This is a genomic window from Quadrisphaera sp. DSM 44207 (assembly GCF_900101335.1).
Classification (GTDB): Bacteria; Actinomycetota; Actinomycetes; order Actinomycetales; family Quadrisphaeraceae; genus DSM-44207.
Genome location: NZ_FNKA01000001.1, coordinates 1,012,448 through 1,028,542, shown reverse-complemented (window position 1 = coordinate 1,028,542; position 16,095 = coordinate 1,012,448). Strand labels below are relative to the sequence as shown.

The window sequence follows — 16,095 nt, the reverse complement described above, 5'->3', positions numbered from 1 at the left end:
ACCGGACACGTACCGCACGCCTGACGGGGAGCCCTGATGACCGCGCCGGACGGACCCGCTTCCTCGGCCCGGGAGAGGGCCACCGAGGACCTCCTGGCGCGAGCGGCCGCCTGCCAGGACGAGCAGGAGCACCAGCGCCTCGTCGACGAGGTGGTCGTGCTCAACCTCCCCGTCGCCCGCGCCCTCGCCTCCCGCTTCCGCGACCGCGGCGAGCAGCTCGACGACCTGGTGCAGGTCGCCTCCCTCGCCCTCGTCAAGGCCGCGCAGGGCTACCAGCCCGGCAAGGGCCGCGGCTTCCTGCCCTACGCCGTGCCCACCATCACGGGCGAGCTGCGCCGCCACTTCCGTGACCGCGGCTGGGGCGTGCGCCCGCCGCGGCGGCTGCAGGAGCTGCGCCTGTCCCTCGGCAGCGCGGCGCAGGAGCTGTCCCAGCGCATCGGCCGCTCACCCACGGTGGCGGAGCTCGCGGAGCACCTGAAGGTCGGCCAGGAGGAGGTCATCGAGGCGCTGGCCGCGGCGCAGGACTACAACCTCGCCTCCCTCGACGCCCCGATGGACGGCGAGGCCGACGGCGTGCCGCTCAGCGCCACCCTGGGCAGCGAGGACGGCGCGATCGAGCGCGTCGTCGACCACGTCAGCGTCGCCCCGCTGCTCGCGTCCTTGCCGGAGCGGGACCGGCACATCCTGTCGCTGCGCTTCTACCGCGGCTGGACCCAGAGCCAGATCGCCGAGGACATCGGCGTCACCCAGATGCAGGTCTCGCGCCTGCTCAGCCGCACGCTCTCGCGCCTGCGCACCCAGCTGGAGGACGAGGCGGCCTGAGCCGCCGCGCCGCGGAGGACCCTCAGACGACGCCGTAGAGGCGGTCGCCGGCGTCCCCGAGGCCGGGGACGATGTAGCCGTTCTCGTCGAGGCGCTCGTCGAGGGCCGCGGTGACCACCGTGACGGGGGCGTCCGCCCCGAAGGAGCTCTCGACGGTCCTGATCCCCTCCGGCGCGACGAGCAGGCAGATCGCCGTGACGTCGTCCGCGCCGAGGTCGAACAGGTACCGGATCGCCGCGGCCAGCGTGCCGCCGGTGGCGAGCATCGGGTCGAGCACGTAGCACTGGCGCCCGGAGAGGTCCTCGGGCAGGCGGTGGGCGTAGGTGGTGGCCTGCAGCGTCTGCTCGTCGCGCACGAGGCCCAGGAAGCCGACCTCCGCGGTGGGCAGGAGCCGCTGCATGCCGTCGAGCATCCCCAGCCCCGCGCGCAGGATCGGCACGACGAGGGGGCGCGGGTGGCGCAGCCGCACGCCGGTGGCCGGGGCGACGGGCGTGACGACGTCCACGGGCTCGGTGCGCACCCCGCGGGTGGCCTCGTACGCCAGGAGCGTCACGAGCTCGTCGGCCAGGCGGCGGAACGTCGGGGAGTCCGTCCGCTCGTCCCGCAGGGCGGTCAGCTTGTGGGCGACGAGCGGGTGGTCGACGACGTGCACGCGCATGCTGGGAAACCTACCGACGGTGGGCCACGATGAGCGCATGGCGTACTTCAGCGCGGTCCTGGCCGGCCGCGGCGGCTCCTGGCGCACCCTCGACGTGGACCTCGACGACGCGGTGGACCTGGACGACACGGCCGAGGAGGTCCGCGCCGCCGCCGAGGACGAGGGCCTGGAGGACGCGGCGCTGCTGGTCGTCCTCGAGCACGAGGACGAGTGGTTCGCCCTGGTGCGCGCCGACGGCGGCGCGGAGCCGCGGGTGTTCGTCTCCGACCTCCTCGCCGTGCAGTCCGGCCGCTACGCGGAGCTGCTGGCCGGTGCGGCCGACGCGCCGGCGCCGCAGCCGCCGGCCCCCGAGGACGACGAGGGCAGCGCCTCCCGGGTCGCGGCGCCGACGTGGGCGGGGGACACCGGCCTGCTGGCGGACGCCGGCGTGCCGGACGAGGAGCTGACCGCCACCGCGGAGGCGGCGGACCCGGCGGGCGCGCTGGCGTCCGTGGGCGAGCGGCTGGGCTTCGCGGACCAGCTGGAGGCCCTGCGCTGACGGCGCCCAGCGCCGCGGACCGGCAGCTCGTGCGCCTCGCCCTCGAGCGGGCCGCGACGGCGCCGCGGACGGCGGACGTGCCCGTGGGCGCGGTCGTCGCCGCCGCGGACGGGCGCGTGCTCGCCGCCGCGGTCAACGCCCGCGAGGCGGCCGGCGACCCCACCGCGCACGCGGAGGTCCTCGCGCTGCGGCGGGCGGCGCAGGCGCTCGGCACCTGGCGGCTGGAGGGCGCCACCCTCGCCGTCACGCTGGAGCCGTGCACCATGTGCGCCGGCGCGCTCGTGCTCGCCCGGGTGACGCGGCTGGTCTTCGGCGCGTGGGACCCGAAGGCAGGTGCCGCCGGGTCGGTGTGGGACGTCGTGCGCGACCGGCGGCTGAACCACCGGCCCGAGGTCGTCGGCGGGGTCCTGGAGGAGGAGTGCGGGCAGCTGCTGCGGACCTTCTTCGCGGGGCACCGGGGCCCGGGGGCCGGGGGCCGGTAGGCTGCGGCGCGGTGGCGTGTCCGAGCGGCCTAAGGAGCACGCCTCGAAAGCGTGTGAGGGTGAGAGCTCTCCGTGGGTTCAAATCCCACCGCCACCGCTCCGCGTCGACGGCAGCGCCCCGAGGTCGGGGCGCTGCCGCCGGCCGCGTCAGGGTCTGACCAGCCCGTCGGTCAGCGGTCGATCGCGGTGGCGGTCGGTCAGTAGGTGAATCGGGCGACGGTGGAGCGCAGGTCGGCGGCCATCCGGGACAGCTCGTCCACGGCGGTGCGGGTCTGGGAGAGCGCCTGGGTGGTCGACTCGGCCGCCGCGGAGACGCCGGTGATGTTCGTGGCGATCTCGGAGGAGCCGGTCGCGGCCTCGGCCACCGAGCGCGACATCTCGCTCGTGGTGGCGGTCTGCTCCTCCACGGCGGAGGCGATGGTGGTCTGGTAGTCGCTGATCCGGGCGATGACCTCGGTGATCTGCTCGATCGCGCTCACCGCGCCGGTGGTGTCGGCCTGGATCGTCTCCACCCGGGCGGCGATGTCCTCCGTGGCCCGCGCGGTCTCCTGGGCCAGCTCCTTGACCTCGTTCGCCACCACGGCGAAGCCCTTGCCCGCCTCCCCCGCTCGCGCCGCCTCGATGGTGGCGTTCAGGGCGAGCAGGTTCGTCTGCTCCGCGATCGAGGTGATCACCTTGACGACGTCGCCGATCTCCTTGGAGGACTCCCCGAGCTTGGAGACGGTGGCGTTGGCGGACTCGGCCGCGGCGACCGCCTGGGCCGCGACCTGGGTCGCCTCGGCCGCGGAGGAGGAGATCTCCCGGATCGCGGCGCCCATCTCGTCCGCGCCGGCGGCGACGGTGGCCACGCTGCCCGAGACCTCCGCCGCCGCGGTGGAGACCACCCCGGACTGCGCGGAGGTCTCCTCGGCGCTCGCCGAGATCTGCGCAGCGGAGGCCGAGAGCTCCTCGGAGGAGGCGGCCACCGCGTCCGCGGAGGCGACGACGCTGCCCATCACCGAGCGCAGGGACTCCTGGGCCTCGCCCAGAGCGGCAGCCATGCGCCCGAGCTCGTCACCGGAGCGGACATCAGCGGTGACGGTCAGGTCACCGGTGGCCATCGCCTGCACCGAGCGCTGCACCGAGGTCACGGTGCGCACGATCCCGCGCACGACCAGCACGGCCAGGACGGCGGCGACGGCGACGCCCACGGCCAGGGTCGCCCACAGCGCCACCACCGCCTCGCGCGCGTCGGCCGCGCCGTGCTCGGCCTCGGCGCTCGCGGACTCCACCCTGCCCTCGCTGGCCGCGGTCAGCTCGTCGAGGACGGCGACGGCGGCCTCGCGGACCCCGCCGAGCGCGAGGTCCTGCACGGCGGCGGTGTCACCGCGGTCGGCGGCCGGGACCAGCTGGGTGTTCACGGTCTCGTAGTAGGCGTCCACCAGGTCGCGGAGCTCGGCGTGGGCCTCCGGGCTGGAGGCGTGCTGCTCGTAGGCGTCCAGCTGCTCCTCGATGGTGGCCCGCCGCTCGGCCAGGTCCTCGCGCAGCAGGGCCCGGCCCTCCTCGTCGGCGAACCCGTAGGTCAGGTACCGGGCCCGGTCGCCCTGGAAGGAGCGCTGGATCTCCCCCAGGGCCACCAGCGGGACCACGGACTCCTCGTACAGCGCGGTCTCGCCGTGGGCCAGGGCGGAGATGCGCGAGACGGCCAGCCCGGTCAGACCCACTGCCACCAGGGCCAGCAGCGCCAGCGCGGCGCCGATCTTCACGGCGACCGGCCGGCTGGCGAACCACCCACCCCGGCGGCGCACAGAGGCGGTGATGCTCATGACGTTCCTCCAGTCGGATGCCGGGACGGCGCTCGGCCCGAGGACGTCCTCGGGTCGCACGAGAGCCATCGGCAGGACGGAGGACGGTCCTGAGCGATCCCGGGGCGGAACCTGCGCGGCGCGGCCGTGCCGGCGTGCTCGGAGGATCACGCAGAGCGAGCACTCCGGCCGGGGATCGGGCACGGTGGCACCGTGACCACGACCCCCGGGACCGCCGGCACGCCCATCGCCCACCCCACCGGCATCCACCACGTGCGGCTGTCGGTGACCGACGTCGTGCGCTCCAAGGACTTCTACCGCACGGTGTTCGGCGCCGAGCCCGTCGTGGACGAGACCGGCGCGCTCAGCGACCCCGCGGCCGTGGACGACCCCGAGCGCCTGTACGGCGGGTGCGTGTTCGCCTGCGGCCAGCAGCGGCTGGGGCTGCGCCCGGTCGCCGCGGCACCGGGCGAGACCTTCCAGGCCACTCGCGTCGGCCTGGACCACGTCAGCTTCGCCGTCGGCTCCCGCGAGGAGCTGGTGACCGCCGCCGCGCGACTGGCGGAGGCCGGCATCCCGCACGGGGAGGTCACGGAGCTGCCCGCGCACGCCATCGTGATCCTGTCGCTGCAGGACCCCGACGACATCAACCTCGAGCTCACCGCCCCGCTGGAGCCCTGACGCCCGACGAGCGCCGCGCGGGCTGCGCGCCCGGACGCCGCGCCGCCACCGGAGGGGTCACAGGCGCGCCGGCAGCAGGCCCACCTCGCCGCCGCGGGGCGCGCCGCGCAGGTCGACCAGCTGGTCCAGCGGCGCGGGCAGCGGCCCGCCCGTCTGGGTCACCTCGAGCAGGGCGTCCGGGCGCGGCTCGGTGCGGGTCTGCCCGGGGATGCGGGCCGCGGCGCCGCCGAGCGCGGCGGCTGGGCGGGGCAGCTCCGCGTCGACCCCGCGCCGCGAGCGCTCGCCGGCGGCGAGCAGGCCGCGCCGGCGCGCCTCCTTCACCCACCCGTGCACCTGGGTGATCGGCACGCCGTTGGCCTCGGCGACGACGTTGGCCGGGCGCGTCGTCGTGGTGGCCAGGTGGGCGAACAGCGCCGCCACGTCGCGGTAGAACGCGTCCGGCTTCGGGCGCCCGGGCGGCACGGCGAGGACGAGGTCGGGCGCGGGAACGGGCTCCGGGTGCGCGAACCACCAGCGCGGGGGCGAGCCGTTCGGCCACGGGAAGGGCGTCGTCGGCGCGCCGAGGGCCGCCGAGCGCGCCCGCGCCTCCTCGTAGTGCAGCGGCTGGTTCACGCACGCCTCGACGCGGGCCAGGGGCAGGTCGCGCAGCGCCCGCGCGCTCAGGCCCTGCGGGTCCGAGGACCAGACCTCCCGGACGACGACGGGCGGGGAGGACGTCGCGGTGCCGAGCCCGAACCGCAGGAAGAGCGTCGGGCGCAGGATGCTCACGCCGAAGCGCAGCGAGTGGCAGATGCCCCACCCCCGCGCCTCCGCGAGCGGTCCGAGGGTGACCCACTCCATGCCGCTGGCGTCGAGCGGGACGACCAGGGGCGCGCTCTCAGAGGACATGGCCGTGACGCTACGCGCGATCGTGTGACTGTGAGTGCTGTTTCAGCATCTGAGTGCGACCGGACCGTGTCTGAGGACCGGCCTCCCAGACCCTGAGCGGTCCTGCCCAGACGCCGAGAGCTCCCGCTCGGGGTCTCCGTGCGCGCTCAGTCCTGCAGCACGAGCACGCGCGCGTGCAGCACGCTGCGCTGCTGCAGGGCCGCGCGCAGCGCCCGGTGCAGGCCGTCCTCGAGGTAGAGCGCGCCCCGCCACTGCACCACGTGGGCGAACAGGTCGCCGTAGAAGGTGGAGTCCTCCGACAGCAGCGTCGCGAGGTCGAGCTGGCGCTTCGTCGTGACCAGCTCGTCGAGGCGCACCTGGCGCGGAGGGATGGCGGCCCACTCGCGGGACGCCGTCACGCCGTGGTCGGGGTACGGCCGGCCCTCCCCGACCCGAGCGAAGATCATGACGGGGAGTCTAGGTGCCGCGCCGGGCGGAGCCGGCCGACGGCGGCGCGCAGACGGCGAGCGGCCCCGGACGGGTGGGTCGTCCGGGGCCGCTGCGGCGGAGGATGCGGGATTTGAACCCGCGAGGGCGTTAACCCAACCCGCGTTCCAGGCGAGCGCCATAGGCCACTAGGCGAATCCTCCGCGGGCGAGTCTAGCGGAGGCGCGCACCCGCGGGGCAGGAGGCGCGAGGGCGCCCGCCCCGCCGCGGCGAGGCGGGATGGCCCGCGGGCCCGGGAGGTCTAGACTGGCCGCCGACCCCTCGTGCGGCGTCATCTCGCTGAACCCCCCCAGGGCCGGAAGGCAGCAAGGGCAGGTGGGCTCTGGCGGGTGCGCGAGGGGTCCTCCTCTTCCCCCGTGGACCCACCACGCCTGTCAGCCCCCGTCGTCAGGATCGTCCCGTGGCCACTGCTCTCTACCGCCGGTACCGCCCGGAGACCTTCGCCGAGGTCATCGGCCAGGAGCACGTGACCGACCCGCTGCGCCAGGCGCTGCGGGTCGGCCGGGTCAACCACGCCTACCTGTTCTCCGGCCCGCGCGGGTGCGGCAAGACGACGTCCGCGCGCATCCTCGCGCGCTGCCTGAACTGCGCCCAGGGCCCCACCGACACGCCCTGCGGCGCGTGCGACAGCTGCGTCGAGCTGGCCCGCGGCGGCCCGGGCAGCCTCGACGTCGTCGAGATCGACGCCGCCAGCCACGGCGGCGTGGACGACGCCCGGGAGCTGCGCGAGCGCGCCACCTTCGCGCCCGCGCGCGACCGGTTCAAGGTCTTCATCATCGACGAGGCGCACATGGTCACGCCGCAGGGGTTCAACGCCCTGCTGAAGATCGTGGAGGAGCCGCCCGAGCACGTGAAGTTCGTGTTCGCCACGACCGAGCCCGACAAGGTGCTCGGCACGATCCGCTCGCGCACCCACCACTACCCCTTCCGCCTCGTGCCGCCGGAGCGGCTGCAGGCGTACCTGCAGCAGCTGTGCGAGGCCGAGGGCGTGCCGGTCGGGCGGGGCGTGCTGCCGCTGGTGGTGCGGGCCGGCGCCGGCTCGGTCCGCGACTCCCTGTCGGTGCTCGACCAGCTGGCCGCCGGCTCCGGCGAGCGGGGCCTGGAGTACGAGAGCGCCATCGCCCTGCTCGGCTACACGCACGCGGCGCTGCTGGACGACGTCGTCTCCGCCTTCGCGGCCGGGGACGGCGCCACGGTCTTCCGCGTCGTGGACCGCGTGGTGCAGTCCGGGCAGGACCCGCGCCGCTTCGTCGAGGACCTCCTGCAGCGCCTGCGCGACCTCGTGGTGGTGCAGGCGGTGGGGGAGCGCGCCCGCGAGGTCTTCCCCGGCTGCCCCGAGGACCAGCTGGAGCGCATGCACGTCCAGGCCGCGGCCTTCGGGACCGCGTCGCTGAGCCGGGCGGCCGACCTCGCCAACGCCGCCGCCACCGAGATGACCGGCGCGACCTCCCCGCGGCTGCACCTGGAGCTGCTCTGCGCCCGGATGCTGCTGCCGGGGGCCGAGGACGGCGAGCGCGGCCTCGCCGCCCGCCTCGACCGCGTCGAGCGCCGCCTGGGGGTGCCGTCCGCCGGGCCGGTCAGCGGCGCCCCCGCGCCCACCCCCGCGAGCCCCGCTCCAGCGAGCCCTGCTCCTGCGCCTGCTCCTGCTCCCGCGCCCGCTGCGGCAGCCGCGGACCCCGCTCCTCGGGCGCCCGATCCCGCGCCCGATCCCGCGCCCGATCCCGCGCCCGCTGCACCGGCTCCTGCGGCGCCCGCGGCCCCTGCCGCGCCCGCGGCGGCCGCGGGCCCCGGTGCGGCCCCCGGTGCGGCCCCGGCGGAGTCGGCGACCACCTGCGCGTCGCTGACCGGCACCGGCACGGCCGACGTCGCGCCCGGCGGGCTCGAGGGCACGGGCACCGGCGACAGCACCGAGGCGGTGCGGCGCATGTGGCCCGACGTGCTCGCCCACCTGGCGACGGTCAAGCGCCGCACCTGGACCAGGGTCAGCCACGACGCCCAGGTGCTCTCCGTCGACGACCAGCGGCTCGTGCTGCAGTTCCGCCAGGCCGGCACGCTCGCGGCCTTCACGGCCGGCCCCCACGCCGACTTCGTGCGCGAGTCCCTCGTCGCCGTGCTCGGCCTCGACCGCTCGGTGGTCGCCGTCGCCGAGGGCGCCGCGCCCGCGGCGGGCAGCCACCCCCTGGCCGGCGCCCGTCCCGCGCAGCGCCCCGCGGCGCCGTCCCGCCCCGCTGCCGGGCGCCGGCCCTCGCCCGAGCCGCCGGACGACGGTGCGGGCCTGCCGCCCGAGCCCCCCGACGAGCACGAGCCTCCGGAGGACGACGAGGCGGGCTGGGCCCCGCCGGCGCAGTCGCGCCCGAGCCGCCCGGACGCCGAGCCCCGTCCGGCCGGGAGCGCGCGCCCGGCCGGCGGGGCCGGCGCGGGCGCTCCGGGCCCGCCGTCCCGGGGAGCCGCGATGATGGCCGCCCGCGAGCGCACCGTGACCGCCCCGCCGGTGCCCGCGGACGACGACGCGCCGAGCTACGACGACGCCGACGCGGAGGACTCGGGCCTCGTCGGGGCCGCCGTCGTCGAGCAGCTGCTCGGCGGCCGGGTCATCGCCGTCGACGAGCGCTCCTGAGGCACGCGCTGTCGGTGCCGCGGCGTAGGCTCGCGGGGTGTACGAGGGAGCGGTCCAGGACCTCATCGACGAGCTGGGTCGGCTCCCCGGTGTGGGTCCCAAGAGCGCGCAGCGGCTCGCGTTCCACCTGCTGCAGGCCGACGAGGACGACGTCCGGCGCCTGGTGGGGGCGCTGACCGAGGTCAAGCGCCGGGTGCGGTTCTGCGTGGTGTGCGGCAACGTCGCGCAGGAGGAGATGTGCCGCATCTGCCGCGACCCGCGCCGCGACGCCACCGTGCTGTGCGTGGTGGAGGAGCCCAAGGACGTCATCGCGATCGAGAGGACGCGGGAGTTCCGGGGGCGCTACCACGTGCTCGGCGGCGCGATCAGCCCCATCGAGGGCGTCGGCCCCGACGACCTGCGCGTGCGCGAGCTGCTCGCCCGTCTCTCCTCCGGGGAGGTCACGGAGACCATCATCGCGACCGACCCGAACCTCGAGGGAGAGGCGACCGCCACGTACCTGGCGCGCCTGCTCAAGCCCATGGGCCTGCGGGTCACGCGCCTGGCCTCCGGCCTGCCGGTCGGCGGCGACCTGGAGTACGCCGACGAGATCACCCTCGGCCGGGCGTTCGAGGGCAGGAGGCTCCTGGATGTCTGAGGCGACGGGGGCTCCGGGAGCCGAGCCGGTCGACGAGCTGCGCGTGCTCGCCGACGCGACGGCGCTGAGCGCCACCGGCTACCTGGAGGGCCTCGGCTCCGTGGCGGCCGGCTCCTCGCCGCAGACCGCCCTGCCCGTGCTGCTGCTGGCCGTCTCCGAGGTCCTCGTCGCCGGCGCGCGCCTCGGCGCGCTCGCGGACGTCGTCCCCAGCGCGCGCTTCGAGCCCGACGCGGGGCCCGACCCGGACGTCGACCCCCTGCGCGAGGGCCTGGCCGCTGCGCTGGACGGGCTCGACGAGTACGCGGACCTCGTGGACCCGCTGACCTCGACGGAGGTCGTGCGAGGCTGCCTGTCCGACGACCTGGTCGAGGTCGCCGCGGCGCTGCTGCACGGCCTGCGCCACCACGCCGACGGGCGCGTCGACGAGGCGCTGTGGTGGTGGCAGTTCTCCTACCTGTCCGAGTGGGGCGACCGCGCCGCCAGCGCGCTGCGGGTGCTGCAGTCGATCCTCGCCCACGTGCGCCTCGACGCCGACGCCCAGACGGTCGCGGACGCCGAGTCCGCGGCCCTGGGCTGACGCCACCGGTGCCAGCGGCCGCCCCGCGACCCCGGTAGAGTCTCCAGCCGCGCCGGGACCCTGAACGAGCCGGTCCGGCCCACGCCCGGCGCGCGGCGGACCGGACCCCGGGGGGTGGCCAGCAGGTGGGTCTGGTCGTGCAGAAGTACGGCGGCTCGTCCGTCGCCGACGCCGAGGGCGTCAAGCGCGTCGCCAAGCGCATCACCGAGACCCGCCGAGCCGGCCACGACGTGTGCGTGGTCGTCTCCGCCATGGGCGACACCACCGACGACCTGCTCGACCTCGCCCAGCAGGTCAGCCCGATGCCCCCGGCGCGCGAGCTGGACATGCTGCTGACCAGCGGCGAGCGGATCTCGATGGCGCTGGTCGCGATGGCGATCGAGACCCTCGGGCACCAGGCCCGCTCCTTCACCGGCAGCCAGGCGGGGGTGATCACCGACTCCGCGCACGGGCGGGCGCGGATCATCGACGTCACCCCCGGGCGCATCCGCGACGCCCTCGACGAGGGCGCCGTCGCGATCGTCGCCGGGTTCCAGGGCGTCAGCGTGGACACCAAGGACATCACCACCCTGGGCCGCGGCGGCTCGGACACCACCGCGGTGGCGCTCGCCGCGGCCCTGGGCGCGGACGTGTGCGAGATCTACACCGACGTGGACGGCGTCTACACCGCCGACCCGCGGATCGTGCCGACCGCCCGCAAGATCGACCGGGTCAGCAGCGAGGAGATGCTCGAGCTGGCCGCCAGCGGCGCCAAGGTGCTGCACCTGCGCTGCGTGGAGTACGCGCGCCGGTACGGGGTCCCCGTGCACGTGCGCTCGTCCTTCACGCCGCGCGAGGGCACCTGGGTCGTGGACAGCGCGTCCGCACGCGCAGAGGGAGGACCCGTGGAGCAGCCGATCATCTCCGGCGTCGCGCACGACCGCGGCGAGGCGAAGATCACCGTGGTGGGGGTGCCGGACAAGCCGGGCACGGCCGCGCAGATCTTCGAGGCCGTCGCCGACGCCGGGGTGAACCTGGACATGATCGTCCAGAACGTCTCCGCGGCGGCCACGGGGCGCACCGACGTCTCGTTCACGCTGCCCAAGACCGAGGGCCAGACGGCGGTGCAGGCGCTGAGCAGGGTCCAGCCCGTGGTCGCGTTCGAGTCGCTGCAGTACGACGACCAGATCGGCAAGGTCTCCCTCGTCGGCGCCGGCATGCGCAGCCACCCCGGCGTGTCGGCGACCTTCTTCAAGGCGCTCTCGGACGCCGGCATCAACATCGAGATGATCACCACGTCCGAGATCCGGATCTCGGTGGTCACGCGCGCCGACCACCTGGACGACGCGGTGCGGGCGGTGCACACCGCCTTCGACCTGGACGCGGAGGAGCAGGCCGTGGTGCACGCGGGGACCGGCCGGTGAGCGGCATCGGAGCGGGCTCGGTGGGCCCGCGCACCCCGACCGGACGCCGGCCCACCCTGGCGGTGGTCGGCGCCACCGGCGCCGTGGGCACGGTGATGCTGCAGATCCTCTCCACCCGCCAGGACGTGTGGGGGGAGATCCGCGTCGTCGCCTCCGCGCGCTCGGCCGGCAAGCGCCTGCGCGTGCGCGGCGAGGAGGTCGAGGTGCTCGCCCTGGCCCCGGAGGTCTTCGACGGCGTGGACGTCGCGATGTTCGACGTCCCGGACGAGGTCTCGGCGCGGTGGGCCCCCGTCGCCGCCTCCCGCGGCGCGGTCGTCGTCGACAACTCCGGCGCGTTCCGGATGGACCCCGACGTCCCCCTCGTCGTGCCGGAGGTCAACCCCTCCCAGGTGCGCAACCGCCCGCGCGGCATCATCGCCAACCCCAACTGCACGACGCTGACGATGATGGACGCCCTCGGCGCCCTGCACCGCGGCTGGGGCCTGACCGAGCTCGTCGTCGCCTCCTACCAGGCGGCCTCCGGCGCCGGGCAGCCCGGCGTGGACCGCCTCTACGACGAGCTGGAGGTCGTCGCCGGCCAGCGCGGCCTGGGCCAGCGCGCCGGGGACGTGCGCGCCGCGATCGAGGACAAGCTCGGCACGGACCCCTCCCCGTTCCCCGCTCCGCTCGCGCTCAACGTCATCCCGTGGGCCGGCTCCCCCAAGGACGGCGGCTGGTCCAGCGAGGAGCTGAAGGTGCGCAACGAGTCGCGCAAGATCCTCGGCATCCCCGACCTGAGGGTCTCCGCCACGTGCGTGCGCGTGCCCGTGGTCACCACGCACTCCCTGGCCGTCCACGCGACCTTCCAGCGCCCCGTGGACGTGGACGCCGCCCGCCAGGCGCTCGTCGAGGCGCCCAGCGTCGTCGTCCTCGACGACCCGGCCGAGGGGGAGTTCCCGACGCCCGCGGACGTCGTGGGCTCGGACCCGACGTGGGTGGGCCGGATCCGCCAGGCGCTGGACTTCCCGCACACGCTCGACCTGTTCGTGTGCGGGGACAACCTGCGCAAGGGAGCCGCGCTGAACACCGCGCAGATCGCGGAGCTGGTGGCCGCGGAGCTGTCCGCGGACGGCTGAGCGGCGCACCCTCCCCGGGACCACCGGGACCACCGGGACGCCGGGCGTCCCGGTGGTCCCGGGGGTGACCCCGCCCCCGGCGCGCGGTAGCGTCCTGGACGACGGGCAGCGCCGCCCCGGCGCCGTCCGTGTCGCTCAGACCTGCGCGCACCCGGTGGAGGACGCAACGTGGCGGACACCTTGGACCCCGACGGCTCGACGACCTTCGAGGCGGAGATCGACGCCCTGCTCGAGGTGGAGCGCTTCGAGCCGAGCGAGGAGTTCCGTCGCGCGGCGTCCACCACCGACGAGTCCGTGTACGAGGAGGCCGAGCGCGACTGGCAGGGGTACTGGGCCCGCCGGGCCCGGGAGCTGCACTGGCACGAGCCGTTCCAGACCGTCCTCGACGACGCGAACCCCCCGTTCTACAGGTGGTTCACGGACGGGCGCATCAACGTCTCCTACAACTGCGTCGACCGCCACGTCGAGGCCGGCGACGGCGAGCGCGTGGCCTACCACTGGGTCGGCGAGGAGGGGGAGTCCCGCACCATCACGTACGCGGACCTGCACCGCGACGTGCAGCGCTTCGCGAACGTGCTCAAGGGCCTGGGCGTGGGCACGGGCGACGTGGTGGGGATCTTCCTGCCGATGATCCCCGAGGTCGTCGTCGCGATGCTGGCGTGCGCGCGCATCGGCGCCACCCACAACGTCGTCTTCGGCGGCTTCGCGCCCAGCTCGGTGGCCGAGCGCATGGAGGTCTCCGACGCGAAGGTGCTCGTCACCGTCGACGGCGCGCGGCGCAAGGGCAGGACGGCGCCCGTGAAGGCCGCAGTCGACGAGGTGATCGACCGCGCTCCGTCCGTGCAGCACGTGCTCGTGGTGCGCAACGCCGGCGTCGACTGCCCCATGGCGCAGGGGCGCGACCTGTTCTACGACGAGGTCGCGGGCACCGTGGAGGCCGAGTGCCCCGCGGAGCCGCTGGACCCGGAGACGCCGCTGTTCATCCTGTACTCCTCGGGCTCGACGGCGAAGCCCAAGGGGATCCTGCACACCTCCGGCGGCTACCTGACCGGCGTCGCGGCGACGACGAAGGACGTCTTCGACCTCAAGCCCGAGACCGACGTCTACTGGTGCACCGCCGACGTCGGCTGGGTCACCGGCCACTCCTACATCGTCTACGGGCCGCTGGCCAACGGGGCCACGAGCGTGATGTTCGAGGGCGCCCCCGACTACCCGCACAAGGGCATCTGGTGGGAGCTCGTCGAGCGCTTCGGCGTGACGATCTTCTACACCGCCCCGACCGCCATCCGCGCCTGCATCAAGTGGGGCCCGGAGCACCCGGCGAAGCACGACCTGTCCTCGCTGCGCCTGCTCGGCAGCGTCGGCGAGCCGATCAACCCCAAGGCGTGGGTCTGGTACTACAAGGTCATCGGCGGCGAGCGGTGCCCGGTCGTCGACACCTGGTGGCAGACCGAGACCGGCGCCGTCATGATCAGCCCGCTGCCGGGCGTCACCGCCGCCAAGCCCGGCTCGGCCACGCGCCCGATCCCGGGCATCTCCGCGAAGCTGGTGGACCCGGACACCGGCCAGGAGGTCCTCGAGGGCGAGGGCCTGCTGGCGATCGACCGCCCCTGGCCGTCGATGCTGCGCACCCTGTACCAGGACGACGAGCGCTACGTCTCCACGTACTGGTCGCGCTTCGGCCCGCGCACGTACGTCGCCGGCGACGGCGCCCGGCGCGACGCGGACGGCTACTTCACGATCATCGGCCGCATCGACGACGTCATCAACGTCTCGGGCCACCGGCTGTCCACGGCCGAGGTCGAGTCGGCGATCGTGGCCCACGACGAGGTCGCGGAGGCCGCCGTCGTGCCCGAGCCGCACGACCTGACCGGCCAGGCGATCGTCGCGTTCGTGACCCTGACCGGGCAGCGGCAGGGCGACGACGCGCTGGCGGTGGAGCTGCGCGAGTTCGTCGGCGCCCGGATCGGCAAGCTCGCCCGGCCCGGCCGCGTGGTCTTCACCGACGACCTGCCGAAGACCCGCTCCGGGAAGATCATGCGCCGCCTGCTGCGCGACCTCGCCGAGGGCCGCGAGCTGGGCGACGTCACCACCCTGCGCGATCCCTCCGTCGTCGACGACCTGCGCGCGCGGGTCGCGGCCCAGAAGGCGAGCTCCTGACCGACCCACCTCGACCGACACAGGAGAAGGCCATGCCGAAGTCCGTCATCGTCAGCGGCGCCCGCACGCCCATCGGGAAGATGCTCGGCGCCCTCAAGAGCTTCTCCGCCACGGACCTGGGCGGTTTCGCCATCAAGGCCGCCCTCGAGAGAGCCGGCATCAGCGGCGACCAGGCGCAGTACGTCGTGATGGGCCACGTGCTGCAGGCCGGCGCCGGGCAGATCACCTCCCGCAAGGCGGCGCTCAACGGCGGGATCCCGATGGGGGTGCCGGCGGAGACCGTCAACAAGGTGTGCCTGTCGGGCATGAACGCCATCGCCCACGCCGACCAGCTGATCCGCCTCGGCGAGTTCGACGTGGTGGTCGCCGGCGGCATGGAGTCGATGACGAACGCGCCGTTCCTGCTGCCCGGCGCCCGGGCGGGGTACCGCTACGGCAACCAGACGGTGCTGGACGCCACGCTGCACGACGGCCTGTTCTGCACCATCGACCAGCGGGGCATGGGCGAGTCGACGGAGGAGTACAACCGCAAGCTCGGCATCACCCGCCAGGAGATGGACGAGTACGCCGCGCGCTCGCACGAGCGGGCCACCCGGGCGATGAAGGACGGCATCTTCGACGACGAGGTCGTCCCGGTCGCCGTCCCGCAGCGCAGGGGCGACCCGATCGTGGTCACGGACGACGAGGGCGTGCGCGCGGACACCACCGCCGAGATGCTCGCCAAGCTCAAGCCCGCCTTCGGCGCCGACGGCTCGATCACCGCGGCCTCCTCGTCGCAGATCTCCGACGGCGCGTGCGCGGTGGTGGTGATGAGCGAGGAGAAGGCGGCGGAGCTGGGCGTGCCGGTGCTCGCGGAGATCGTCTCCTACGGCACGGTGGCCGGCCCCGACCCCTCCCTGCAGTCCCAGCCGTCCAACGCGATCCACAACGCGCTGCAGAAGGCGGGCATGAGCGCGCAGGACGTGGACCTGTTCGAGGTCAACGAGGCCTTCGCCTCGGTCGCGATCCAGTCGATCCGCGAGCTGGGCGTCTCCGACGACATCGTCAACACCAACGGGGGCGCCATCTCCATGGGCCACCCGATCGGGATGAGCGGCGCCCGCATCACGCTGCACCTGGCGACCGCGCTGCGCCAGCGCGGCGGCGGCCTCGGCGCAGCCGGCCTGTGCGGCGGCGGCGGCCAGGGCGACGCCCTGGTGCTGCGGGTGCCCGCGGCGGCGTGAACCGGCTGTGAACTCGACGAAGGG

At 75.1% G+C, this 16,095-nt stretch carries 15 protein-coding genes, 2 tRNA genes and 1 other RNA gene; 13 read left to right on the top strand and 5 right to left on the bottom strand.

Features of this window, described 5'->3' with window-relative positions; all coding sequences use genetic code 11:
* The first annotated feature begins 36 nt into the window (after positions 1–36).
* Positions 37–822, top strand: a complete 786-nt coding sequence (locus BLS82_RS04895; RefSeq protein WP_092861997.1) for a SigB/SigF/SigG family RNA polymerase sigma factor — start codon at positions 37–39, stop codon at positions 820–822.
* A gap of 22 nt (positions 823–844) precedes the next feature.
* Here BLS82_RS04895 and upp read toward each other — a convergent pair whose 3' ends face one another.
* Positions 845–1,480 (bottom strand): uracil phosphoribosyltransferase, encoded by a 636-nt coding sequence (gene upp, locus BLS82_RS04890; protein ID WP_092861995.1) that lies wholly within the window; start codon positions 1,478–1,480, stop codon positions 845–847.
* Positions 1,481–1,517: 37 nt separating this feature from the next.
* On the opposite strand from upp, the gene BLS82_RS04885 reads away from it, so the two are divergent.
* From BLS82_RS04885 to BLS82_RS04875, 3 genes are all read left to right on the top strand, one after another.
* A complete protein-coding gene (locus tag BLS82_RS04885; protein WP_176818927.1) occupies positions 1,518–2,018 on the top strand; it encodes a tRNA adenosine deaminase-associated protein in 501 nt (166 codons plus the stop codon).
* Positions 2,015–2,500 (top strand): tRNA adenosine(34) deaminase TadA, encoded by a 486-nt coding sequence (gene tadA, locus BLS82_RS04880; RefSeq protein ID WP_092862796.1) that lies wholly within the window; start codon positions 2,015–2,017, stop codon positions 2,498–2,500. The genes BLS82_RS04885 and tadA overlap by 4 nt, the downstream gene beginning before the upstream one ends.
* 10 nt (positions 2,501–2,510) lie before the next feature.
* Positions 2,511–2,597: transfer RNA gene (locus tag BLS82_RS04875), tRNA-Ser, on the top strand.
* A 100-nt stretch (positions 2,598–2,697) separates the two neighbouring features.
* On the opposite strand, the gene BLS82_RS04870 is transcribed toward BLS82_RS04875, so the two are convergent.
* Positions 2,698–4,305, bottom strand: a complete 1,608-nt coding sequence (locus BLS82_RS04870) for a methyl-accepting chemotaxis protein (RefSeq protein ID WP_092861991.1) — start codon at positions 4,303–4,305, stop codon at positions 2,698–2,700.
* A 192-nt stretch (positions 4,306–4,497) separates the two neighbouring features.
* Between BLS82_RS04870 and BLS82_RS04865 the strand changes: the two genes are divergently transcribed.
* A complete protein-coding gene (locus BLS82_RS04865; RefSeq protein WP_218123562.1) occupies positions 4,498–4,965 on the top strand; it encodes a VOC family protein in 468 nt (155 codons plus the stop codon).
* 57 nt (positions 4,966–5,022) lie between these two features.
* On the opposite strand, the gene BLS82_RS04860 is transcribed toward BLS82_RS04865, so the two are convergent.
* The 3 genes from BLS82_RS04860 to BLS82_RS04850 form a co-directional block, all read right to left on the bottom strand.
* Positions 5,023–5,853, bottom strand: coding sequence for a hypothetical protein (locus BLS82_RS04860; protein WP_092861990.1), 831 nt, complete (start codon positions 5,851–5,853; stop codon positions 5,023–5,025).
* A 146-nt stretch (positions 5,854–5,999) separates the two neighbouring features.
* A complete protein-coding gene (locus BLS82_RS04855; RefSeq protein ID WP_092861988.1) occupies positions 6,000–6,299 on the bottom strand; it encodes a type II toxin-antitoxin system VapB family antitoxin in 300 nt (99 codons plus the stop codon).
* A 98-nt stretch (positions 6,300–6,397) separates the two neighbouring features.
* Positions 6,398–6,482 (bottom strand) — tRNA-Ser (locus BLS82_RS04850).
* A gap of 109 nt (positions 6,483–6,591) precedes the next feature.
* On the opposite strand from BLS82_RS04850, the gene ffs reads away from it, so the two are divergent.
* The 8 genes from ffs to BLS82_RS04810 all read left to right on the top strand — a co-directional run bounded on the left by ffs (position 6,592) and on the right by BLS82_RS04810 (position 16,071).
* Positions 6,592–6,688, top strand: an RNA gene (gene ffs, locus BLS82_RS04845) — signal recognition particle sRNA small type.
* A 51-nt stretch (positions 6,689–6,739) separates the two neighbouring features.
* A complete protein-coding gene (locus BLS82_RS04840; RefSeq protein WP_092861986.1) occupies positions 6,740–8,956 on the top strand; it encodes a DNA polymerase III subunit gamma and tau in 2,217 nt (738 codons plus the stop codon).
* Between the two features lie 37 nt (positions 8,957–8,993).
* Complete coding sequence (gene recR, locus BLS82_RS04835; protein ID WP_092861984.1) at positions 8,994–9,593, top strand: recombination mediator RecR; 600 nt, start codon at positions 8,994–8,996, stop codon at positions 9,591–9,593.
* Positions 9,586–10,170: a DUF5063 domain-containing protein gene (locus BLS82_RS04830; protein WP_092861982.1), complete on the top strand. Its 585-nt coding sequence runs from the start codon at positions 9,586–9,588 to the stop codon at positions 10,168–10,170. The genes recR and BLS82_RS04830 overlap by 8 nt, the downstream gene beginning before the upstream one ends.
* A gap of 125 nt (positions 10,171–10,295) precedes the next feature.
* On the top strand, positions 10,296–11,573 hold the full coding sequence (locus tag BLS82_RS04825; RefSeq protein WP_092861980.1) for an aspartate kinase: 1,278 nt from the start codon (positions 10,296–10,298) through the stop codon (positions 11,571–11,573).
* Complete coding sequence (locus tag BLS82_RS04820; protein WP_255378112.1) at positions 11,570–12,688, top strand: aspartate-semialdehyde dehydrogenase; 1,119 nt, start codon at positions 11,570–11,572, stop codon at positions 12,686–12,688. Before BLS82_RS04825 ends, BLS82_RS04820 begins: the two co-directional genes overlap by 4 nt.
* Before the next feature lie 168 nt (positions 12,689–12,856).
* On the top strand, positions 12,857–14,848 hold the full coding sequence (gene acs / locus BLS82_RS04815) for an acetate--CoA ligase (protein WP_092861978.1): 1,992 nt from the start codon (positions 12,857–12,859) through the stop codon (positions 14,846–14,848).
* 32 nt (positions 14,849–14,880) lie between these two features.
* Complete coding sequence (locus tag BLS82_RS04810; protein WP_092861976.1) at positions 14,881–16,071, top strand: acetyl-CoA C-acetyltransferase; 1,191 nt, start codon at positions 14,881–14,883, stop codon at positions 16,069–16,071.
* The last annotated feature ends 24 nt before the right edge of the window (positions 16,072–16,095 follow it).